23 protein-coding genes are annotated in these 20443 nt (G+C 62.9%); 15 read left to right on the plus strand and 8 right to left on the minus strand.

What is annotated here, in order from left to right:
- Window positions 1-102 precede the first annotated feature (102 nt).
- Both I6F35_RS36460 and I6F35_RS36465 read left to right on the plus strand, forming a co-directional pair.
- Complete coding sequence (locus I6F35_RS36460; RefSeq protein WP_225122457.1) at window positions 103-489, plus strand: DUF3597 domain-containing protein; 387 nt, start codon at window positions 103-105, stop codon at window positions 487-489.
- A 91-nt stretch (window positions 490-580) separates the two neighbouring features.
- Window positions 581-1372, plus strand: coding sequence for a fumarylacetoacetate hydrolase family protein (locus I6F35_RS36465; RefSeq protein WP_225122458.1), 792 nt, complete (start codon window positions 581-583; stop codon window positions 1370-1372).
- 15 nt (window positions 1373-1387) lie between these two features.
- On the opposite strand, the gene I6F35_RS36470 is transcribed toward I6F35_RS36465, so the two are convergent.
- Window positions 1388-1660 (minus strand): GNAT family N-acetyltransferase, encoded by a 273-nt coding sequence (locus I6F35_RS36470; RefSeq protein ID WP_225122459.1) that lies wholly within the window; start codon window positions 1658-1660, stop codon window positions 1388-1390.
- Window positions 1661-1676: 16 nt separating this feature from the next.
- Complete coding sequence (locus tag I6F35_RS36475) at window positions 1677-1970, minus strand: GNAT family N-acetyltransferase (protein WP_225122460.1); 294 nt, start codon at window positions 1968-1970, stop codon at window positions 1677-1679.
- Between the two features lie 195 nt (window positions 1971-2165).
- On the opposite strand from I6F35_RS36475, the gene I6F35_RS36480 reads away from it, so the two are divergent.
- From I6F35_RS36480 to I6F35_RS36490, 3 genes are all read left to right on the plus strand, one after another.
- Window positions 2166-2573 carry an SPW repeat protein gene (locus tag I6F35_RS36480; RefSeq protein WP_225122461.1) on the plus strand — a complete coding sequence of 136 codons (408 nt, stop codon included), beginning with the start codon at window positions 2166-2168 and terminating at the stop codon, window positions 2571-2573.
- A gap of 126 nt (window positions 2574-2699) precedes the next feature.
- Window positions 2700-4334: an acyl-CoA synthetase gene (locus I6F35_RS36485; protein ID WP_225122462.1), complete on the plus strand. Its 1635-nt coding sequence runs from the start codon at window positions 2700-2702 to the stop codon at window positions 4332-4334.
- Window positions 4335-4336: 2 nt separating this feature from the next.
- A complete protein-coding gene (locus I6F35_RS36490; protein ID WP_225122463.1) occupies window positions 4337-5206 on the plus strand; it encodes a DUF296 domain-containing protein in 870 nt (289 codons plus the stop codon).
- 228 nt (window positions 5207-5434) lie between these two features.
- Here the strand turns inward: I6F35_RS36490 and I6F35_RS36495 are convergent, their stop codons facing one another.
- Window positions 5435-5773, minus strand: a complete 339-nt coding sequence (locus I6F35_RS36495; RefSeq protein WP_225122464.1) for a hypothetical protein — start codon at window positions 5771-5773, stop codon at window positions 5435-5437.
- A gap of 94 nt (window positions 5774-5867) precedes the next feature.
- On the opposite strand from I6F35_RS36495, the gene I6F35_RS36500 reads away from it, so the two are divergent.
- The 4 genes from I6F35_RS36500 (at window position 5868) to I6F35_RS36515 (ending at window position 8068) form a co-directional block, all read left to right on the plus strand.
- Complete coding sequence (locus tag I6F35_RS36500) at window positions 5868-6650, plus strand: AAA family ATPase (RefSeq protein WP_225122465.1); 783 nt, start codon at window positions 5868-5870, stop codon at window positions 6648-6650.
- Window positions 6651-6663: 13 nt separating this feature from the next.
- Window positions 6664-7419: an AAA family ATPase gene (locus tag I6F35_RS36505; RefSeq protein WP_225122466.1), complete on the plus strand. Its 756-nt coding sequence runs from the start codon at window positions 6664-6666 to the stop codon at window positions 7417-7419.
- 61 nt (window positions 7420-7480) lie between these two features.
- Window positions 7481-7702: a DUF433 domain-containing protein gene (locus I6F35_RS36510; protein ID WP_225122467.1), complete on the plus strand. Its 222-nt coding sequence runs from the start codon at window positions 7481-7483 to the stop codon at window positions 7700-7702.
- 3 nt (window positions 7703-7705) lie between these two features.
- Window positions 7706-8068 carry a DUF5615 family PIN-like protein gene (locus I6F35_RS36515; protein ID WP_225122468.1) on the plus strand — a complete coding sequence of 121 codons (363 nt, stop codon included), beginning with the start codon at window positions 7706-7708 and terminating at the stop codon, window positions 8066-8068.
- 47 nt (window positions 8069-8115) lie between these two features.
- Here I6F35_RS36515 and I6F35_RS36520 read toward each other — a convergent pair whose 3' ends face one another.
- The 4 genes from I6F35_RS36520 to I6F35_RS36535 form a co-directional block, all read right to left on the minus strand.
- Window positions 8116-8775, minus strand: coding sequence for an HAD-IA family hydrolase (locus I6F35_RS36520; protein WP_225122469.1), 660 nt, complete (start codon window positions 8773-8775; stop codon window positions 8116-8118).
- A 125-nt stretch (window positions 8776-8900) separates the two neighbouring features.
- Entirely contained in the window at window positions 8901-9428 is a 528-nt protein-coding gene (locus I6F35_RS36525) for a hemerythrin domain-containing protein (protein ID WP_225122470.1), read from the minus strand.
- A gap of 188 nt (window positions 9429-9616) precedes the next feature.
- The gene (gene uvrA, locus I6F35_RS36530) at window positions 9617-12592 is read right to left on the minus strand and encodes an excinuclease ABC subunit UvrA (protein WP_225122471.1); all 2976 of its coding nucleotides are present in this window, start codon (window positions 12590-12592) and stop codon (window positions 9617-9619) included.
- 298 nt (window positions 12593-12890) lie between these two features.
- Window positions 12891-13637, minus strand: coding sequence for an outer membrane beta-barrel protein (locus tag I6F35_RS36535; protein WP_225122472.1), 747 nt, complete (start codon window positions 13635-13637; stop codon window positions 12891-12893).
- A gap of 449 nt (window positions 13638-14086) precedes the next feature.
- Here I6F35_RS36535 and I6F35_RS36540 point away from each other — a divergent pair, with 449 nt between their 5' ends.
- Window positions 14087-14581, plus strand: a complete 495-nt coding sequence (locus I6F35_RS36540; protein WP_225122473.1) for a single-stranded DNA-binding protein — start codon at window positions 14087-14089, stop codon at window positions 14579-14581.
- 404 nt (window positions 14582-14985) lie between these two features.
- A complete protein-coding gene (gene gyrA / locus I6F35_RS36545) occupies window positions 14986-17721 on the plus strand; it encodes a DNA gyrase subunit A (protein ID WP_225122474.1) in 2736 nt (911 codons plus the stop codon).
- Window positions 17722-17846: 125 nt separating this feature from the next.
- Here gyrA and I6F35_RS36550 read toward each other — a convergent pair whose 3' ends face one another.
- Window positions 17847-18101, minus strand: a complete 255-nt coding sequence (locus I6F35_RS36550; protein WP_225122475.1) for a hypothetical protein — start codon at window positions 18099-18101, stop codon at window positions 17847-17849.
- Between the two features lie 215 nt (window positions 18102-18316).
- On the opposite strand from I6F35_RS36550, the gene coaD reads away from it, so the two are divergent.
- Genes coaD through I6F35_RS36570 form a run of 4 tightly spaced genes read left to right on the plus strand, consistent with a single transcriptional unit; the run spans window position 18317 to window position 20302 of the window.
- Window positions 18317-18814 carry a pantetheine-phosphate adenylyltransferase gene (coaD, locus tag I6F35_RS36555; RefSeq protein WP_225122476.1) on the plus strand — a complete coding sequence of 166 codons (498 nt, stop codon included), beginning with the start codon at window positions 18317-18319 and terminating at the stop codon, window positions 18812-18814.
- Window positions 18815-18854: 40 nt separating this feature from the next.
- Window positions 18855-19418 (plus strand): peptidylprolyl isomerase, encoded by a 564-nt coding sequence (locus tag I6F35_RS36560; protein ID WP_225122477.1) that lies wholly within the window; start codon window positions 18855-18857, stop codon window positions 19416-19418.
- 51 nt (window positions 19419-19469) lie between these two features.
- Complete coding sequence (locus I6F35_RS36565; RefSeq protein WP_225122488.1) at window positions 19470-19862, plus strand: TonB C-terminal domain-containing protein; 393 nt, start codon at window positions 19470-19472, stop codon at window positions 19860-19862.
- Window positions 19838-20302 (plus strand): peptidylprolyl isomerase, encoded by a 465-nt coding sequence (locus tag I6F35_RS36570; protein ID WP_225122478.1) that lies wholly within the window; start codon window positions 19838-19840, stop codon window positions 20300-20302. The genes I6F35_RS36565 and I6F35_RS36570 overlap by 25 nt, the downstream gene beginning before the upstream one ends.
- Window positions 20303-20443 lie beyond the last annotated feature (141 nt).

The raw sequence follows: 20443 nt of genomic DNA on the forward strand, positions 1-20443 counted from the left end.
GGTCCGGGTAAAATCATTTGCCACCCCGGCGAGGTGCTGCCGGTCAAAAGAGCCCCGAGAGAACCACCTGACACCACATCTCAAGTCCTTTGGGAGCCAACGATGAGCATTTTCGGAAAAATCATGAGCTCGATTTTCGGCAGCAGCACAGCGACTGCGGCGCCGGCTGGCAGCGCGCCTGCAGGCGCTTCGCCGAGTGCTACGGCCGCGCCGGCTGCAGCGCCCGCACAGACCGTCGACGTCGCTCCGATCCTTGACAAGGCGGTTGCCGAGAAGAAGGAGAAGCTCGAGTGGCGCACATCGATCGTCGACCTGATGAAGGCGCTCGACATCGATTCGAGCCTGTCCGCGCGCAAGGAGCTTGCCAAGGAGCTCGGCTATACCGGCGACACCAGTGATTCCGCGAGCATGAACATCTGGCTGCACAAGCAGGTGATGACCAAGCTCGCCGCCAATGGCGGCAAGCTGCCACCGGAAATCAAGCATTAAGGCGACGCTTGTACTCAAGGATTCGAAGGCCCGCGATCGTCGCGGGCCTTTTTTTGACCACGCCAGACAACAATAACGAAGGAGAACGCCCATGAACACGATCGATCGCAGGACCGTGCTTGCTACCGGCGCGCTCGCGCTGGCGGGAACGGCCGCGCAGGCTACGTCCGCGGAAGCGCAAGTCGGGCCGAAGGCGATGTTTCCAGTGGCGGCGACGACGATTCCCATCGTCGGCGAGACTGAGGTATTCCAGGTCCGCCGCATCTATTGCATCGGGCGCAACTATGCCGCGCATGCGATCGAGCGCGGCTCCGACCCGACACGCGAGCCGCCGTTCTTCTTCCAGAAGCCGACCGATGCGATCCAGAACGTTGCGATCGGAACGGTCGCCGATCATCCCTATCCGTCGCTGACGAAGAATTATCATCACGAGGTTGAGCTCGTCGCCGCGCTGAAATCCGGCGGCACCAACATTCCCGCCGAGAAGGCGCTCGATCACGTCTATGGCTACGCGCTCGGTCTCGACATGACCCGGCGCGACCTGCAGAACGGCATGGCTGCGGAGAAGAAGCCCTGGGAGATCGGCAAGAGTTTTGATCATGCCGCCGTGATCGGTCCGCTCCATCCAGCTTCCAAGACGGGACATTTCACCAAGGGCGCGATCTCGCTCGCAGTCAACGGCACCGTCAGGCAGAACTCGGACCTGCGGAACATGATCTGGAGCGTTGCCGAGCAGATCGCGAAACTGTCGGAAGCCTTCGAGCTGAAGGCCGGCGACATCATCTATTCCGGCACGCCCGAAAATGTCGGCCCGGTGGTCAAGGGCGACGTGCTGCTGTGCAAGCTCGAGGGTCTGCCCGACATGTCGATCCGGATCGTGTAGCGGGACGCCCGACTCTCACGCCACGAGATCCCGATATTCGGGATGCTTGCGGAGATAGTCGACGACAAAACCGCAGCCGGCAATCACCTTGTGGCCGTCGGCGCGGATCAATTCCAGCGCGCCCTTGACGAGCTCGGAGGCGATGCCGCGGCCGCGCAGCGCGCGCGGCGTTTCGGTGTGGGTGATGATGACGGCCGTCGGCGTCGCGCGGTAGTTGGCGAAGGCCATGCCGCCTTCGACGTCGAGTTCGAAGCGGCTTTGCGCCGTGTTGTTGCGGACTGATGTCATGTCTGATGTATAGCCTTCAGCGTTTCAGCAGGTGCTGATAATCGGCGTGCTTCTCGATGAAGGCCTTCACGAACGGACATTGCGCAATCACCTTCAAACCCTCGGCGCGCACGTGGTCCAGCGCGCCGCGGACCAGCTTTGAGCCGATACCCTTGCCGCCGAGCTCCGGCGGCACCTCGGTGTGAACGAAGGTGATCACGCCGTTCGCTTTCTCGTAGTAGGCCGCGGCAATATGTCCGTCGACCGCGAGTTCGTAGCGCTGGCGCTCGGGGTTGTTGGCTACTGTTTCGTTTGCGCTTCCATCCATCATCTCATTCCCGTTGTTTGCGTCGCCGCACCGCACCCGCGGTTATCCGCGATATGGCCGGGCGGCCTTGCAAGCCGATCGTAACCGGCCTACGTTTTTCTCAAGACATACGCCCCGAAGCGGCCCGATGGTCGTTTGGTATTGCAATGTCATGATCGCTGGCTGCTGACGTATGCCTCTTTTCCAGGGAGGTCTACCATGTCGGATAAGCGTTTCTTTAGCACCCATAGACCGTGGGAGGATTGGTTCGGCATGCTGCTTGGCGTGCTGATCGTGGTGTCGCCGTGGTTTCCGATGCAGGCCGGCCGTGAGGTCGTCGATTCCGAGCGCAGCATCATGATCCTCAACACCTTCGTGATCGGCATGCTGGTGTTCGGCCTCGCCCAGCTCGAATATGTCGCCCTGCAGCGCTGGGAGGAGGTCGCAGCCATCGTGCTCGGCTGCTGGCTGATCGCTTCGCCGTTCCTGTTCGGCTATTCCGGCGACACGATGCTGCAGGTCTGGCACGGCATCCTCGGCGCGCTGGTGGTCGTGCTGGGTGCGCTGCAGCTCTGGCAGGATTGGGGCAGAAGCGACCAGGAACTCGCCGACCATCCGCAGCAATGACAGCCCACGCGCCTTAGCGGCGGGCCGGAGGGGCCGGGTCCGCCCTTGCCGAACCCGGTGCGGAGACGATAAACCGCAATTGGGGCGACAGAAGCCCCGCGTGACAAAACTCCCGATGGGACGGAAATGAGCGGAGAGACGAGTAGCCTGGCCGCGCCGCGCGGCGGGATCGTGCGAATGTCGCGCCGGGTGATGAACCTGGCGCATATCGTGACCCAGAATGCGCGCCGGCATGGCGATCGCGCAGGCTTCATTTGGCGGGACCGAAGCTGGTCCTGGCGCGAGATCGACGGCCTCGTCTCCGCACTTGCGGCTGCGCTGGCGGCGCAGGGCATCGTCAAAGGCGACCGCATTCTCGTCCATTCCAAGAACTGCGACGAGATGTTCTGGTCGATGTTCGCCGCCTTCCGCCTCGGCGCGGTCTGGGTCCCGACCAATTTTCGCCTGATGCCTGATGAGGTCGCCTATCTGGCTGTAGCTTCCGGCGCCAAGGCCTTTCTCTGCCACGGCGACTTTCCCGAGCATGCCGCAGCCGCCGCCAATCCTGCGCTGCAGTTCACATGGCGGATCGGCGAGGAGGGGACCTTCGGTGAGCGCACAGTCACCGAAGCGATTGCGGCGCACGCCGGCGCGACGGTCGACAATGTCGCGGTCGAGCATGACGATCCCTGCTGGTTCTTCTTCACCTCCGGCACCACCGGCCGCTCCAAGGCTGCCGTGCTGACCCACGGCCAGATGGCCTTCGTGGTGACCAATCATCTCGCCGACCTGACGCCCGGCGTGAGCGAGCAAGATGCCTCGATCGTGGTCGCGCCGCTGTCGCATGGCGCCGGCATCCACCAGCTCATGCAGTCCGCGCGCGGCGTGCCGACTATCCTGCTTCCGTCCGAGAGATTCGATATTCCCGAAACCTTCCGCCTGATCGAGAAGCACCGCGTCAGCAACCTTTTCACGGTGCCGACGATCCTGAAGATGATGGTCGAGCATCCCGCCGTCGACCAGTTCGATCATTCCTCGCTGCGGCACGTGATCTATGCGGGAGCGCCGATGTACCGCGAGGACCAGAAGCTCGCGCTGAGCAAGCTCGGCGCCGTGCTGGTGCAGTATTTCGGCCTCGGCGAGGTCACCGGCAATATTACCGTGCTGCCGCCGGCGCTGCACGATCCCGAGGACGGCCCGCATGCGCGGATCGGCACCTGCGGCTTCGAGCGGGTCGGCATGCAGGTCTCGATCCAGGACGACCAGGGGCGCGAGGTGAAACCGTTCGAGACCGGGGAGATCTGCGTGATCGGGCCGGCGGTGTTCGCGGGCTACTACGACAATCCTGAAGCCAATGCGAAAGCGTTTCGCGACGGCTGGTTTCGCACCGGCGATCTCGGCCACATGGACGAGGAGGGCTTTGTCTACATCACCGGTCGCGCGTCCGACATGTACATCTCCGGCGGCTCCAACATCTATCCGCGTGAGATCGAGGAGAAGATCCTGACGCATCCGGCCGTCGGCGAAGTCGCCGTCCTCGGCGTGCCCGATCCTTTCTGGGGCGAGGTCGGCGTCGCCGTCTGCGTCGCACGCGACGGCGCCGGCGCGGTGAGCGAGGCGGAGCTTGCCGCTTATCTTGCGCCGAAGGTACCGCGCTACAAGATGCCGAAACGCTTCTTCTTCTGGGACGCGCTGCCGAAGTCGGGCTACGGCAAGATACCCAAGCGCCTGATCCGCGACGAGCTGGAAGCGCGCGGGCTGCTCGACACCAAGCAGACCTGACGATGCGCAGCATCGCCCAACCGGGTCCGCCTGCGCGCGAGCGCATTCAATGGGTGGAAGCGCGCGGGCGCGCATTCTCCTTTACGCTAGAGGCCGGCATCCCGCTGCTGGAGGCTGCGCGCCGTGGCTTCGCGGCGGAAGGATTTTCGGGCGGCGTGTTGAGTGCGAGCGGCGGAGCGCTCGATCCATTCGCCTACGTGATGCCGGCGCTGTCGAAGACCGGCGCCAACGCCGCGTTCTACAGCGAGACGTTTCGTCCCGACGGCATCACGCGGCTCAAGTTCGCGACGATGACGTTCGGCGAACGCGACGGCGCGCCGTTCTTCCACTGCCATGGCTTCTGGAGCGAGGCGGGCGGGCGCTTCAACGGCGGCCATATGCTGCCGGAGGAGACCATGGTCGCCGAGCCCTTCGAGGTGCAGGCCTTTGGTCTCGATGGCGCGAAGTTTGTGGCCGAGCCCGATGCCGAGACCAATTTCAAGCTGTTCGGCCCGGTGCGGCGCGAGGCGACGAATGCGGACACCACCAGCCGCGCCTTTGCGCTGCGGCTGCGCCCGAACCAGGATTTTGCCTGTGCGCTGGAGAAGTTTTGTCGCCAGCACGGCATCCTGCACGCACGCCTGCATGGCGGCGTCGGTTCGACCATTGGTGCCTGCTTCACCGATGGCCGCACCGTGGTGCCGTTCGCGACCGAGCTCGCGGTCCGAGCGGGCACGATCGCCCCCGATGCCGATGGCCAGCTCGAAGCCAAGCTCGATATCGCACTCGTCGACTATCTCGGCGGGATCGCCGAAGGGACGCTCGTGCGCGGCGACAACCCGGTGCTGATGACGATGGAGCTCGTGCTCGAGGTGCTGGACGAGGAGGGGTAGGCGGCTGTCGTTCCGGGCACGGTTCTCTCCGCCGTCATTACGAGCGGAGCGAAGCAGTCCATGCTTTGGCAAGTGGCGAGATGGATTGCTTCGCTCCGCTCGCAATGACGAGGGGGAGGGATCTGACTCAAATGTCGAACGGCTCTCCGCTGTCATCGTCCGGAGACGCGCTATGCGCTCCTCACCATGAGGGGCTGGCATTGCGCGCGCGGCCAGGACAGAACGTCGTCACCGGCGCTTGCGGATGTGGATGTTGATGTCGAGATCGATGTTGCTGACGCAGGTCTGCTCGGTTCGGTGCGAGCCGCCTTCGTGCCAGCGTCCCTTGCGTAACTTGGCATCGCGAACGTTGGCGAGCCGCAGGCAGCGCCATTGCGGCAGCTTGCCCGAGCTCTCGCCGGCGAACTGCCAGGCCAGCACGACTTCTTCGCCCGATTTGTTGGTGCCGATGATGTGCGGGCAGAGCTCGCGGGTGCGGCCGTCGTAGGTGCACACGACCTGTTGCTCGCCGATAATGGCGCTGCGGAAGAGGGCGTAAGTGGCGCTGGGCGCGAGGCTGACACTCATGGCAGAAATGTTCTTGTTGTGTTCCGAGAACTATGCCAGATAGGTTCGGGATCGGGACCAAAGCCCTGAACTACGCCGGTTGTTAGGTACGCGCATGGCTGCACGAAAGAACAGAACGATCAATCTGCCGGCGCCTTACCTCAAACGCATCTGGCTCGATCCGAGCCGCGTCACCGACCGGGATGCCTATCCGTTCTGCCTGCCTTTGCTGCGAGATGATTTCGAGCTGAGCTTCGACCGTGCGATCACCATCATTGTCGGCGAGAACGGGACCGGCAAGTCGACGCTCTTGGAAAGTATAGCGGTACTAGCGGGCTTCGACGAGGCCGGCGGCAGGAATGGTTACATGCCGGTCGATCACTCGAAGGCAATCGAGAAGATGGGGGGACAGCTGTCGACCGCGCTTCGTGCAAGCTGGTTGCCGAAAATCGCCAATGGCTGGTTCTTTCGGGCGGAAAGCTTCTTTTCGGTCGCAAGATATCTGGATGAGGTCAACAACGAATTTATTCCGGGCGTTGGTCGCGGCATCCCTCCGGACTTCCTCTCCCACTCTCACGGCGAAGGCTTTTTGCGTTTCTTTAACGAGCAGTGCCAGCGTCAGGGCCTCTTCATCTTCGACGAGCCGGAATCGGCGCTATCGCCCTCGCGCCAGATCGAATTCCTGAAACTGCTCCGCCGCATGGATGCCACAGGCCATTGCCAGGTGCTGATGGCCACGCATTCGCCGGTACTGATGGCCTATCCCAATGCAACGCTGTTGCGGCTGACGAAGTACGGGCTTGAGCCGGTGACCGTCGAGCAGACCGACCACTACAAGGTGATGCGCGAGTTCTACGCGGACCCGGCGGGGTTCGTGAATGCGGCGATCGCGGAATAGACTGGGGCAGGGCATGGGCCGAAGACGAAACCGCACAACCAGCCTTCCCGCGCCTTATCTGAAGCGGGTCTGGCTCGATCGCTCGCTCGTTCCGGATTGGGACGCCTATCCATTCTGCCTTCCCATTTTCAGGGACGAATTCGACCTGAGTTTCGGGTCGGCCATCACCATCATCGCCGGCGAGAACGGGACGGGTAAATCGACCATCCTCGAAGGCATCGCGGCGCTCGCCGGCTTCGACAATGCCGGCGGCGGCAAGGGATATAGGCCGATCGATCATTCCGACGCCATCGAAGCGACGGGCGAAGACCTGTCGGTTGCCTTGCGCGCCGGCTGGTTGCCCAAGGTCAACTACGGCTGGTTTTTCCGGGCGGAGACGTTCTTCTCGGTCGCAAGATACCTGGATCAATCAAGCCAATCGCCGCCCGATTATCTCTCTTACTCCCACGCAGAGGGCTTTCTCTACTTCTTCGAGGAGCGCTGCCAGCGCCAGGGCATCTTCATTTTCGACGAGCCGGAATCGGCGCTGTCGCCTTCGCGCCAGATCGAATTCCTGAAGCTGATGCGCCGGATGGACGAGAGCGGCCAATGCCAGATCATCATGGCCACGCATTCGCCGATCCTGATGGCTTATCCCAATGCGACGCTGCTGCGGCTGTCGAAATACGGATTGGAGCCGGTGAACGTGAAAGACACCGACCATTACAGGGTCATGCGCGAGTTCTGCGATGATCCCCATGGGTTCGTCGAGGCGGCGATCGAGGAGTGAGGTGACCTGAGGGCGCTGACAGGCGCCCCCTTGTCTGATAATCTACGTCTGAGAGGTCATCATGCCGCACGAACGGATTGAGATTAACCCTGGTATAATGGACGGGAAACCGGTCATTCGTGGCACACGGATTCCCGTAGAGACCGTTCTGCGCAAACTCGGTGCCGGTATGTCGATCGAGGCGATCCTTGCCGACCATCCGCGGCTGATCCGGGATGACATCCTGGCCGCTCAAGCATTTGCCGCGGACTATCTTGCTGATGAAGAAATCGTCTACGGCTGATCTGTGCGCTGGCTTGTAGATGAATGCGTCGGGGCGCCTTTGGTCGCGTCTTTGCGTTTGCTTGGTCATGACGTCTTGTATATCGCCGAAGCAGCTGCTGGCTTGAGCGATGCGGACGTAGTCGCGTTCGCGGCTCGCGAGAAACGAATCCTTCTCACCGAAGATAAGGATTTTGGCGAGCTCATTTTCCGTAGGGAGCGCACGATACCCGGTCTTGTCTTGATACGTATTGGTTCCGAAAATACTTCACTCAAGATCGAACGACTCGGGACGGCAATTGAGCGATATGGGGAGCAGCTTTTTGAACGCTACCTGGTAATCGAAGAGGGGCGGTTTCGGTCTCGTCATCTGTGGCGCGAAGAATGAGCACGTGAAGTGGCGATAAGATCGGTCAAATGCCCAAGGTCACCCGACTACATTGGGTCACCGCCTATCTCTGTTACAATCGCCCCGCATAGCTCGCCCACAATATCCTCCATGCGCTCGAACATCAGATCAGGGCCGAGCGCCCGCAGTTTCGCCGGCGCCGAGTAGCCCCATGACACTGCGGCGCAGGCAATGCCGACGGCTCGCGCGGCTTCGATGTCGCGGGTTTCGTCGCCGATCGAGATCACCTGCGACGGAGTGACGCCGGCGCGCTTGAGAACGCGGCCGAATTTCGCGGACTTGCCGAAGATCGACGCGCCGCAGTCGAAATCGGAGAACAGTGCGGCGGCATTACCAAGCAGGCGGCGAGCATTCGCCTCGCTATCCGAACTGACCAGCGCCAGCTTCAGGCCGCCATGCGCGAGCGTGCGCAACATGGCCTCGGCGCCTGGAAATAGCGGGATGTCGGCCAGATGCTCCGCCTTCAATCGCCGCATGTGCCGGGCGATCATCGGTACCTTCCACATCGGCACCCCAAGCCGCGCAACGATCTCGCGCGAGCCGGCATGCCGCAGGCCCTCGACGTCTTCACCAGCGACGCGGTGGAAACCGAACCGGTCAGCGACGTCGTTCACATTGCGCAAGAACCAGGGAAAGCTGTCCGCAAGAGTGCCGTCGAGATCGAAGATGACAAGGGAATAGGGCATTGGGCGCAGGAAGGGATAGCACGCCCGGGGAGAATTGCGAAATTCACAAACGGAGAAGCCGTGGCGAAGATGCGCTCGCGGCGAGCATTGGCTGTCGCCGATGATACGCTCAGAGGACAATTGCACTAACGCCGCTCGGCTTCGGCCTCCAGCTCCAACTGCAAGATATGTGCGCGCAGGACGTCGAACCTGGATTCCGTGGCATCAGAAAACAGCGGATCCTTGTGAGGGGACAGGGCTGAAGCGATTTCGATCCAGTCCTGAGGCTGCAATGCTCTCTGAGCAGCGGGGAAGAAATCTCGATCCTCCATCATGATGTGGCGCCGTTCGTGCTGCAGGAAATCGCGATCGGAAAGCACGGCGTCGACGGCTTGGGCGACGCGGTGCAAGCGCTTGGCCCCTTCCTGGTGCTCATGGGTCAGATCGCCGATTTTCGCAGCGGCGGCGGGATCGCGGATTTTCAGCTTGGCGAAAACGCGGTCTTCCTGGGGATGGTGATACAGCTCAGTATAAATTTCGAAATAGGCGATGATCGAGCGGATGACCTCGTAGTCCGGTCGGCCTGAGCGATCGAAAATATCCAGTTCGTGCTCGAGAACGGCAAGCAGCCGTTCAATGGTGCGGTGCTCTTGGCTTAGCAGATCGATGATCATTGCGGTGATCCACGACGGTGAACCATTGTAGAAAAATAGCCGCAAAAATCATCGTGACATTGCGCTGGATCAAGGCGCTAGCCGATTTGGGCCGAGATCAGCGCGTGCCCACCATTCGCGCTGTGGCGCAAGCGAAAGTGGGCACGCTTCGCTCTTCGCATCCTACGGGATGGTCCCTGATGCAGATTTCACTCCGCCGCTTCGCTCGCGCGGCTCTTCCTCGGCTTGCTGTTCGCCTTCTTCAGCACCGGTGCCAGGAACTGGCCGGTGTAGCTTCGCGGCGCCTTGACGATGTCCTCGGGCGGGCCCCAGGCGACGATCTCGCCGCCGCCGTCGCCGCCTTCGGGGCCGAGATCGATGACCCAGTCTGCGGTCTTGATGACTTCGAGGTTGTGCTCGATCACGACGACCGTGTTGCCCTGGGCGACGAGTTCATGCAGCACTTCCAGCAGCTTTGCGACGTCGTGGAAGTGCAGGCCGGTGGTGGGTTCGTCCAGGATGTAAAGCGTGCGGCCGGTGGCGCGCTTGGACAGCTCTTTTGCCAGCTTGACGCGCTGGGCTTCACCGCCCGACAGCGTGGTCGCCTGCTGGCCGACATGGATGTAGTCGAGGCCGACGCGGTGCAGGGTCTGGAAGGTCTCGCGCACGCGCGGCACCGCCTTGAAGAAGTCGGCGGCTTCCTCCACGGTCATGTCGAGCACGTCGGCGATCGACTTGCCCTTGAACAGCACTTCCAGGGTCTCGCGGTTGTAGCGCTTGCCCTTGCAGACGTCGCAGGTGACGTAGACGTCCGGCAAAAAGTGCATCTCGATCTTGATGACGCCATCACCCTGGCAGGCCTCGCAGCGGCCGCCCTTGACGTTGAAGGAGAACCGCCCGGGCTCGTAGCCGCGCGCCTTGGCCTCCGGCAGGCCGGCGAACCATTCGCGGATCGGCGTGAAGGCACCAGTATAGGTCGCGGGGTTGGAGCGCGGGGTGCGGCCGATCGGCGACTGGTCGATGTCGATGATCTTGTCGATATGCTCCAGGCCCTCGATGCGGTCGTGCGGGGCTGCGGCCTCGCTTGCATTGTTCAGCTTGCGCGCGATCGCCTTGTAGAGTGTGTCGATCAGGAGCGTCGACTTGCCGCCGCCGGAGACGCCGGTGATGCAGGTGAACAGCCCCAGCGGAATCTCCGCCGTGACGTTCTTCAGATTGTTGCCGCGCGCGTTGACCACCTTGATGGTACGGCGATGGTTCGGTGGCCGCCGCTCGGGGATCGGCACCGAAAGCTCGCCGGTGAGATACTTGCCGGTCAGCGATTTCGGATTGCGCATGATGTCGGCAGGCGTGCCCTGGGCGACGATATGGCCGCCATGCATGCCGGCGCCGGGGCCGATGTCGAGCACGTAATCGGCCAGCCGAATCGCGTCCTCGTCATGCTCGACCACGACCACGGTGTTGCCGAGGTCGCGCAGCCGCTTCAGCGTGTCCAACAGACGCGCGTTGTCGCGCTGGTGCAGGCCGATCGAGGGCTCGTCCAGCACATAGAGCACGCCCGTCAGGCCTGAGCCGATCTGCGAGGCCAAGCGGATGCGCTGGCTCTCGCCGCCGGACAAGGTGCCGGACGAGCGGGACAGCGTGAGATAGTTGAGGCCGACGTCGAGCAGGAAGGTCAAGCGCTCGCGGATCTCCTTCAGGACGCGGGCGGCGATCTCGTTCTGCTGCGTGTTGAGCGCATCCGGGACGCCCTCGAACCACTCGCCGGCGCGCTTCACCGAGAGGTCGGCGATCTCGCCGATATGCTTGCCGCCGATCTTGACGCACAGCGCTTCCGGCTTGAGGCGATAGCCGTTGCAGGCGGCGCAGGGGATGTCGGTGAAATATTTCGCCAGCTCCTCGCGCGCCCACTCGCTCTCGGTCTCGCGATAGCGGCGGTTGATGTTGGTGATCACGCCCTCGAACGGCTTCTTGGTGTCGTAGGAGCGCACCCCGTCCTCGTAGGAGAACTTGATCTCGTCGTCGCCCGAGCCGTGCAGGATCGCGTTCTGCGTTTTCTTCGGCAGATCCTTCCACTTGGTGTCGAGCGTGAACTTGTAGTGCTTGCCAAGCGCGGTCAGCGTCTGCAGGTAATAGGGCGAAGAGGACTTTGCCCACGGCGCGATGGCGCCCTTGCGCAGGGACAGTTCCTTGTCGGGAATGACGAGGTCGTCATCGACATGCTGCTCGACGCCGAGACCGCCGCACGCAGGGCAGGCGCCATAGGGGTTGTTGAACGAGAACAGCCGCGGCTCGATCTCGGGGATGGTGAAGCCGGAAACCGGGCAGGCGAACTTTTCCGAGAACAGGATGCGCTCGGGCCCGCTCTTGTCGTGGATCTTCGCGGTCTTCTTCTTTTCTTCCGCAGGCGCTGCCGCCGGCGCGTCGGCGAATTCGATCACCGCGAGCCCTTCTGCGAGCTTCAGTGCGGTCTCAAAGCTTTCCGCGAGACGCTGGCCGATGTCGGGGCGCACCACGATGCGATCGACGACGACATCGACGTCGTGCGGAAACTTCTTGTCGAGGCTCGGGGCATCGGCGAGCTCATGGAAGGTGCCGTCGATCTTGACGCGCTGGAAGCCCTTCTTGAGATATTCGGCGAGCTCTTTCCGGTACTCGCCCTTGCGGCCGCGCACGACGGGCGCGAGCAGATAGAGGCGGGTGCCTTCCGGGAGCGCCAGCACGCGATCGACCATCTGCGAGACGGTCTGACTCTCGATTGGCAGCCCGGTGGCCGGCGAATAGGGCACGCCGACGCGCGCCCAGAGCAGGCGCATATAGTCGTAGATCTCGGTGACGGTGCCGACTGTGGAGCGGGGGTTCTTCGAGGTGGTTTTCTGCTCGATGGAAATGGCCGGCGAAAGGCCGTCGATCTGGTCGACGTCCGGCTTCTGCATCATCTCCAGGAACTGGCGGGCGTAGGCCGAGAGCGACTCGACATAGCGGCGCTGGCCTTCGGCATAGATGGTGTCGAAGGCGAGGGAGGATTTGCCGGAGCCGGACAGGCCGGTGAACACGACAAGCTTGTCGCGTGGGATCTCGACGTCGATGTTCTTGAGATTGTGCTCCCGCGCGCCGCGGATGGTGATGGCACGTGAGGAGGAGCCGGCGGGTTGTTGGCGCTTCGCCCTGAGCACTTCATCCATATCGGCATTTTCCAGGCGCTTGCAGGCGCGCCACGTTACGGGCGCGCGTCGTCGGAAATCCGTACCACGGCGCCGATGGGGTGATGCTGGAACATAGGAAGAACGCGTGATGATTTCCAGTGCCTAGAGCGAATCATCAACGATTTGTTTCTGGTCGCGCGTCTTGCGTGCTGCGTTGGCAGTAGCTGGCAGCAAGGCGGGAGCTTGCGCAGACGGAGTTTCGTGACGGGAACGGCGCGCAAAACAAAAAGGCCGGCGCGAGGCCGGCCTTTTCTCGGATCGATATCCGATCGTGCGATCAGTAGCGGGCGATGAGCGGGCCGCCCCACTTGTAGTTCACGCGGACGGTGACCATGTCGACGTCCTGGCTGACATTCTCCGTGGTGAAGAGCGTGCCGGCCGGGCCAGCGAAGCCATTGTTGATGAAGTCGTAGGAGCGATCACCCAGGAAGATGTGGTCGTACTCGACGCCGACCGACCAGTTGGGCGCGAAGCCGAACTCGACGCCGGCGCCAACCACGGCACCCCAGCGGGTGTCGTTGACGTCGTTGGTGATCGGGAAACCAGTGGCGGTGTCGAGGACGCGGTAGCGATTTCCGGTCACAGCCGCACCGCCCTTGACGTAGAACAGCACGTTGTTGGCGGCATAGCCGATCTGGCCGGTCAGCAGGCCGAAGGCGTCGATCCTCGACTCGTTGGTATCGATGCCCGTCAGCAGGCTGATGTTGCTGCCCTTGAAGTCAGCCCAGTTGCCCTGACCTTCGACACCGAACACCCAGGTGCCGGTCTGCCAGCGATAGCCGATCTGACCACCGGCCGTGCCGCCATCCGCATCGTGGCAGCCGTCACCAAAGCCGACGACATCCCAGCACGTGCGGCTCGTTCCCCAGCCGCCGTTGCCGCCGATATAGAACCCGCTCCAGTCATAGACGACCGCAACCGGCGCCGGCGGGGCCTTTGTATAGGGACGCGCAGCAAGATCGGCAGCCGACGCTGGCGCCGCCAGCGCAACCAAGGCAACCGTACCAAGCAAAAACTTCTTCATCGTAGCTCTCCAGCCTTTGTTCGCTTCTATTGGTCCCGAAGCGTCACGTTATAAAGACGCGAGCGCCGCGCCGTCGTTTTAGGCATATACCCCGATTCAACCCGAAATACCGTCGCCGAAAGGCAACACTTAACGGCGAAGTGGTGATAACATAAGTTAGTGATTTGTTTAGTCTTTTCGGGAACCCGGGGGCTGACTTCGGGTTCCATCCCCGCTGCACCAAAATTAGGCCACGATCTTGCCGCGTTTACGGCAGGTTGTAAGGAACAAAACTGGAACAATGGCCCGGTTGGTGCTATATGTGGATAACCGCGGGGATGGACGGGAATGGCTGCGCCGGCAGCGTCGGCGAGCGTATACGGTCCGTCAGCAGTATAAGATGTGGTTAGCGAAGACTGAATGCGTCGGCCGTGCAACCGGCCGGCCCGGTGATTGAGTGGAGAGCGGCGATGGCGGGAAGTGTGAACAAGGTGATTCTGGTGGGCAATCTTGGCAAGGATCCGGAGATCCGGCGAACCCAGGACGGCCGTCCGATCGCCAATCTCAGCGTCGCGACCTCCGAGACCTGGCGCGACCGGGCCACCGGCGAACGCAAGGAGAAGACCGAGTGGCATCGCGTCGTCATCTTCAATGAGGGGCTGGCGAAGGTCGCCGAGCAATACCTGAAGAAGGGCGCCAAGGTGTATATCGAGGGCCAGCTCCAGACCCGCAAATGGACCGATCAGAGCGGGGTCGAGAAATATTCCACCGAAGTGGTGCTGCAGGGCTTCAACTCCAACCTGACGATGCTGGACGGCAGGGGCGGTGGCGGCAGCTTCTCCGATGATATGGGCGGCGGCGGTGGCGGCGATTTCGGCGTCAGCGGCCCCTCAAGTTCCGCACCGCGCCGCGCGGTGCCGGCCGGTGCCCGCAACAACGACATGGACGACGATATTCCGTTCTGATCGCCTGGCATGTTCCTCAAGGCATCGCGTGAGGATCAGAAAATCTCCTGGCGCGGTGAGGGGTGGACTGGACTTATCCTCTTGAATGACTGCAGGAATGCCCGTCAAGCGATTGACGTTGTTTGCTGGGCCGCTGCCGAGGTCGTCGCAATCCCAGTTCATGTGAATTATGAGGAAATCGAGCCAGCCGCAGCTGAGGTATCGCGGCTGCCGGAGGCTGAAACGGCCGCGTTGCGCGCGCCCTTGCCGCCGCTTTAAAGGGCGCTTCCGCGCAACCTCCGCCAATCACCTAAGTCTATGAAAAAACGAAGGGAAAAAGCCGCTCGCCGCGGCGGTTCCGGGGTGGTTATCAAGCCTCCGATACGCTATATGATTCTTCAGTAGAACCGACCCGGATTCCCCCTTTGGCAGACCCTGAAGACGACAAGCCCGGCGAGCCGTCGGAGCCCTCGGATATTCGTCCGATCTCCATTCTCGACGAAATGAAGAAATCCTACCTCGATTACGCCATGAGCGTGATCGTGGCGCGGGCGCTGCCGGATGCGCGCGACGGGCTGAAACCCGTGCACCGCCGCATCCTGTATTCGATGTACGACCAGGGACACACGCCGGACAAAAAGTACGTCAAGTCCGCGCGCGTGGTCGGCGACGTCATCGGTAAATATCACCCGCACGGCGACCAGTCGATCTACGACGCGATGGTGCGCATGGCGCAGGATTTTTCGATGCGCGTGCCCCTGATCGATGGCCAGGGCAATTTCGGCTCGGTCGACGGTGATCCGCCGGCAGCCTATCGATACACCGAAGCGCGTCTGACCCGGGCGGCTGAGGCGGTCCTCGCCGACATCGACAAGGACACGGTCGATTTCCAGCCCAACTACGACAATAACGAGAAAGAGCCCGCGGTTCTGCCGACGCGGTTTCCGAATCTCCTGGTCAATGGCGCGGGCGGCATCGCCGTCGGCATGGCCACCAACATCCCGCCGCACAATCTCGGCGAGGTCGTCGACGCCTGTGTGGCGCTGATCGACAATCCCGCGCTCACCATCGACGAACTCATCAACATCATTCCGGGGCCGGATTTCCCCACCGGCGGCGTCATCCTCGGTAGACAGGGTATCCGATCATCCTATCATCTCGGCCGCGGCTCGATCGTGATGCGCGGCAAGGTCACGATCGACACCCTGCGAAAGGATCGCGAGGCGATCATCATCACGGAGATCCCTTACCAGGTTAACAAGGCCAACATGGTGGAGCGGATCGGCGAGCTCATCCGCGAGAAGAAGATCGAGGGGATTGCCGACCTGCGCGACGAGTCCGACCGCGAAGGCTTCCGCGTCGTGATCGAGCTGAAGCGCGAGGCGATGCCGGACGTCGTGCTGAATCAGCTCTACCGCTTCACGCCGCTGCAGACCAACTTCCCGGCCAACATTCTGGCACTTGATTCCGGCCGCCCGCAGCAGATGAACCTGAAGGACCTGCTGACGATCTTCGTCGCGTTCCGCGAACAGGTGGTGACCCGGCGCACCAAATACCTGCTCACCAAGGCACGCGACCGGGCCCACCTCCAGGTGGGTCTGGCGATTGCGGTTGCCAATATCGACGAGGTCATCCGCGTCATCCGCTCTTCGCCGAACCCGGCGGCCGCGCGCGAAACCCTGATGTCGCGCGATTGGCAGGCGCGGGACGTGGAGGACATGCTGACGCTGATCGACGATCCGCGCCACCGCATCAGTCCGGATGGCACCATCCGCCTTTCGCTGGAGCAGGCGAAGGAAATCCTCGACCTCCGGCTGCAGCGCCTGACCGCGCTTGGCCGCGACGAGATCGGTGAGGAGCTCACCAAGCTCGCGGCCGAGATCTCCGACTATCTCGACATCCTGCGCTCGCGCGCCCGCGTGCAGGCGATCGTCAAGACCGAGCTCGCCGAGGTAAAGGCCGAGTTCGCCACGCCGCGCAAGACTGTCATCGTCGAGCAGGAAGGCGAGGTCGAGGACGAGGACCTGATCCAGCGCGAGGACATGGTGGTGACCGTGTCGCACGCCGGCTACGTCAAGCGCGTGCCGCTGTCGACCTACCGCGCTCAGCGCCGCGGCGGCAAGGGCAGGGCGGGCATGCAGACGCGCGATGAGGATTTCGTCAGCCGCGTGTTCGTGGCCTCCACCCATACGCCGGTCCTGTTCTTCTCCTCGCGCGGCCAGGTCTACAAGGAAAAGGTCTGGCGGTTGCCGATGGCGGCGCCGAATGCGCGCGGCAAGGCGCTGATCAACATCCTGCCGCTGGAGCAGGGCGAGCGCATCACCACCATCATGCCGCTGCCGGAGGACGAATCCTCCTGGAGCAATTTCGACGTGATGTTCGCCACCACCGGCGGCAACGTCCGCCGCAACAAGCTGTCCGACTTCATCGACGTCCGCCGTTCCGGCATCATCGCCATGAAGCTGGAGGAGGGCGAGGCGATCGTCGACGTGCAGATCTGCACCGAGCATGACGACGTGCTTCTGACCGCCGCCGGCGGCCAGTGCATCCGCTTCCCCGTGACCGACGTCCGCGTTTTCACCGGTCGCACCTCGATGGGCGTGCGCGGCATCTCGCTGGCGGAAGGCGACAAGCTGATCTCGCTCGCGATCCTGCGCCATGTCGAGACCACCTCGGACGAGCGCACGGCCTACCTGAAGATGCGCCGCGCAGTTGCGGGCGAAGTGGCCGCCGAGGAGCCGGTGGAGACCGAGGCCGAGGAGACCACGGGCGCGATCCAGCTCTCGCAGGAGCGCTATGTCGAGATGTCGGCGCAGGAGCAGGTGGTGCTGACCGTGTCCGAAAACGGCTACGGCAAGCGGACCTCGTCCTACGAGTACCGCACCACCGGCCGCGGCGGCAAAGGCATCGTCGCGATGAGCGTCAACAGCCGCAACGGCAAGCTCGTCGCCTCGTTCCCGGTCGAGGAAGCCGACCAGATCATGCTGGTGACCGACAAGGGCCAGCTGATCCGCTGCCCGGTCGGCGACATCCGCATCGCCGGCCGCTCGACCCAGGGCGTCATCGTGTTCGACACCGCCGATGACGAGCATGTCGTCTCGGTCGAGCATATCGGCGAGGACAGCGAGAATGGCGAGAACGGCAACGGGAACGGCCAGTAATCAGTAGCCCGGGTGAAGCGGAGCGTCACCCGGGAAAGCCCGTTGCTACTGACTAGACCCGGGGTTGCGCTTCGCTTCACCCGGGCTACGAACGGAACGTCACCTGCTCGGGAAGGGCGCTTGCCCTACGGGGTGCGGTCGGCGGTGACCAGGCGGGCCTCGCGGACTGTGGTCTTGCCGGCGTTGCGGAGGCAGGAGGCATCAAAGTTCGGCCAATTCTGCTGTGAGCAGTCCTTGGCGGCGGGGCGGATATCCAGCCGGTCGGCCTTGGCGAGAGCGCGGGGCACGCTGGCTTCGACCTGGGGCGCGAAGCCCGGAAGCACGGTGAGCGCAGCGGCAACAAAAGCGGCGATGGCGACGGCGGAAAGTGCCTTGATCATGACGGTCCCCTGACGGTGGGCCTTGGCGGCCCGTCGTTTCGTTGCGGGGAGTGATAGTTGGCCGGGGTTTCCGGTTGTCTTCGCGCCGCGGCTAAAACGGTTTCGTCCACTGACGGCTTTGTTTCGTTGGCGGCAGCGGACGAAACATTGGGGTCTGAGGCGGTCAGGGAACCCGGCTGGCTTGCCGGCCGGCCCGGGGCAGGCTAGAGGGGGATATGCCTCGCATCGCGCTTTATCCGGGCTCGTTTGACCCGGTCACCAACGGCCATCTCGACGTGGTCAAACACGCCGTCGCCCTCTGCGACCGTCTGGTGGTCGCCATCGGCGTTCATCCGGGGAAGAAGCCCCTGTTTTCGGTCGAGGAGCGCTTGGCAATGCTGCAGGAGGTATTCGGCCCGGTCGCCACGAAAGCCGGGTGCGATTTTGAATGCATCACGTTCGATGACCTGACCGTCACCGCGGCGCAACGAGCCGGTGCTACCATCCTGATCCGGGGCCTGCGCGACGGCACCGACCTCGATTACGAGATGCAGATCGCCGGCATGAACGAAACCATGGCGCCTGACGTGCGGACCGTGTTCCTGCCGGCCTCGCCGACGGTGCGGCCGATCACGGCCACGCTGGTGCGCCAGATCGCCAGTATGGGCGGCGACGTCTCCAACTTCGTACCCAAGGCGGTTGCCGTCCGCCTCAAGGCCAAATTCGCCAGCTAGCTTCCCGCTGATCCCCTCTGATATCCGGTCCGGAGTTTTCATGATCCGAATTCTCGCCGTTCTCGCCGCGCTTCTCTGTGTGGCTCCCGCGGTCGCACAGCCTTTGCCGGCCAATCTGGACAAGGCCAACGCGATCGCGATCGACACCAACAAGGGCCGCATCGTCATCAAGCTCAGGACGGACATCGCCCCGCAGCATGCCGAGCGCATCAAGCAACTGGCGCGCGAGGGCTATTACAACAACGTGCCGTTCCACCGCGTGATCGACGGATTCATGGCGCAGACCGGCGACGGCCAGAACTTCAACGGCACCGGTGGCTCGAAATACCCCAACCTGAAGCAGGAATTCTCGAACGTACCGTTCAAGCGCGGCATCGTCGGCATGGCGCGCCGCGGCGACAGCGTCGACAGCGCCAACTCGCAATTCTTCATCATGTATGCGGACGGACCGAGCCTGAACGGCCAGTACACCGTGATCGGTGAAGTCGTGTCCGGCATGGATGTGGTCGACAAGCTGAAGAAGGCGCCGGCGGGATCGCCGAGCGGCGCGGTGACCGATCCCGACAAGATGGTGAAGGTGCAAGTCGCATCCGACATCAAGTGAGGCTCGCCAGTGTTGCGCGGCAAACCATTTCTCTGGTTTGCAGCGCCGCTGATGCTGCTTGCTTGCGCGGCGCAGGCGCAGCCGGCGCCCGAGAAGCTCGACACCCTCAAGGACATCCTCGTGAGGCTGCACTCCTGCTTCAAGCCGCCGCCGCTGTCGCAGGCCAACCCGATCGACATCACGGTGATCGTCAGTTTCAACCGCCAGGGGGCAATCCTGGGACAGCCCAGGATCACCTACGAGACGGAACAGGCCAGCGACAATGACCGTTTACAATACCGGATCGCGGTGATGGAGGCATTGCAACGCTGCACGCCATTGCCATTTACGGAAGCACTGGGCGGCGCGGTCGCAGGCCGGCCTTTTGCGATCCCCTTCAGAACTCGTAAACGTCAACCCAAGACCGAAGAGAGGCGAGCATGGCTGCCACCGAAAATACTCTGATCCTTGAGACGACCCAGGGTCCTGTCACCATCGAGATGCGGCCTGATCTCGCACCAAACCACGTCGCCCGCATCAAGGAATTGGTGCGTGAGGGCTTCTACGACGGCATCGTGTTCCACCGCGTGATCGACGGCTTCATGGCGCAGACCGGTTGCCCTCACGGCACCGGCACGGGCGGCTCCGGAACAAAGCTCAAGCAGGAGTTCAACAGGGAGCCGCATGTCCGCGGCACCGCCTCGATGGCGCGCGCCGCCAACCCGGATTCCGCCGACAGCCAGTTCTTCATCTGCTTCGACGACGCCTCCTTCCTCAACGGCCAGTACACGGTCTGGGGCAAGGTCACGGAGGGCATGGAGAACGTCGACAAGATCAAGCGCGGCGAGCCGGTGCAGAACCCGGACAAGATCGTCAAGGCAAGGATGGCCGTCGACGCGGAGTAACTTCGGCTCCTCATGGTGAGGAGCCTGCGTAGCAGGCGTCTCGAACCATGAGGCCCCGGTGCTGCCGCACGCGGGCCTCATCCTTCGAGACGCGCGTTCCGCGCTCCTCAGGATGAGGATCAGGCCGCAGCGTACTAGCCA

It is taken from the genome of Bradyrhizobium sp. BRP22 (assembly GCF_020194175.1).
In the GTDB taxonomy this organism is placed as follows: Bacteria; Pseudomonadota; Alphaproteobacteria; order Rhizobiales; family Xanthobacteraceae; genus Bradyrhizobium.

Coding starts and splice junctions, on each gene's coding strand:
- I6F35_RS36470 (WP_225122459.1), bottom strand. CDS start 1,660: ATGACATCAGTCCGCAACAACACGGCGCAAAGCCGCTTCGAACTCGAC.
- I6F35_RS36525 (WP_225122470.1), bottom strand. CDS start 9,428: ATGATCATCGATCTGCTAAGCCAAGAGCACCGCACCATTGAACGGCTG.
- coaD (WP_225122476.1), top strand. CDS start 18,317: ATGCCTCGCATCGCGCTTTATCCGGGCTCGTTTGACCCGGTCACCAAC.
- uvrA (WP_225122471.1), bottom strand. CDS start 12,592: ATGGATGAAGTGCTCAGGGCGAAGCGCCAACAACCCGCCGGCTCCTCC.
- I6F35_RS36505 (WP_225122466.1), top strand. CDS start 6,664: ATGGGCCGAAGACGAAACCGCACAACCAGCCTTCCCGCGCCTTATCTG.
- I6F35_RS36510 (WP_225122467.1), top strand. CDS start 7,481: ATGCCGCACGAACGGATTGAGATTAACCCTGGTATAATGGACGGGAAA.
- I6F35_RS36495 (WP_225122464.1), bottom strand. CDS start 5,773: ATGAGTGTCAGCCTCGCGCCCAGCGCCACTTACGCCCTCTTCCGCAGC.
- I6F35_RS36480 (WP_225122461.1), top strand. CDS start 2,166: ATGTCGGATAAGCGTTTCTTTAGCACCCATAGACCGTGGGAGGATTGG.
- I6F35_RS36540 (WP_225122473.1), top strand. CDS start 14,087: ATGGCGGGAAGTGTGAACAAGGTGATTCTGGTGGGCAATCTTGGCAAG.
- I6F35_RS36570 (WP_225122478.1), top strand. CDS start 19,838: ATGGCTGCCACCGAAAATACTCTGATCCTTGAGACGACCCAGGGTCCT.
- I6F35_RS36560 (WP_225122477.1), top strand. CDS start 18,855: ATGATCCGAATTCTCGCCGTTCTCGCCGCGCTTCTCTGTGTGGCTCCC.
- I6F35_RS36465 (WP_225122458.1), top strand. CDS start 581: ATGAACACGATCGATCGCAGGACCGTGCTTGCTACCGGCGCGCTCGCG.
- I6F35_RS36520 (WP_225122469.1), bottom strand. CDS start 8,775: ATGCCCTATTCCCTTGTCATCTTCGATCTCGACGGCACTCTTGCGGAC.
- I6F35_RS36485 (WP_225122462.1), top strand. CDS start 2,700: ATGAGCGGAGAGACGAGTAGCCTGGCCGCGCCGCGCGGCGGGATCGTG.
- I6F35_RS36535 (WP_225122472.1), bottom strand. CDS start 13,637: ATGAAGAAGTTTTTGCTTGGTACGGTTGCCTTGGTTGCGCTGGCGGCG.
- I6F35_RS36460 (WP_225122457.1), top strand. CDS start 103: ATGAGCATTTTCGGAAAAATCATGAGCTCGATTTTCGGCAGCAGCACA.
- I6F35_RS36475 (WP_225122460.1), bottom strand. CDS start 1,970: ATGATGGATGGAAGCGCAAACGAAACAGTAGCCAACAACCCCGAGCGC.
- I6F35_RS36500 (WP_225122465.1), top strand. CDS start 5,868: ATGGCTGCACGAAAGAACAGAACGATCAATCTGCCGGCGCCTTACCTC.
- I6F35_RS36550 (WP_225122475.1), bottom strand. CDS start 18,101: ATGATCAAGGCACTTTCCGCCGTCGCCATCGCCGCTTTTGTTGCCGCT.
- I6F35_RS36565 (WP_225122488.1), top strand. CDS start 19,470: ATGCTGCTTGCTTGCGCGGCGCAGGCGCAGCCGGCGCCCGAGAAGCTC.
- I6F35_RS36490 (WP_225122463.1), top strand. CDS start 4,337: ATGCGCAGCATCGCCCAACCGGGTCCGCCTGCGCGCGAGCGCATTCAA.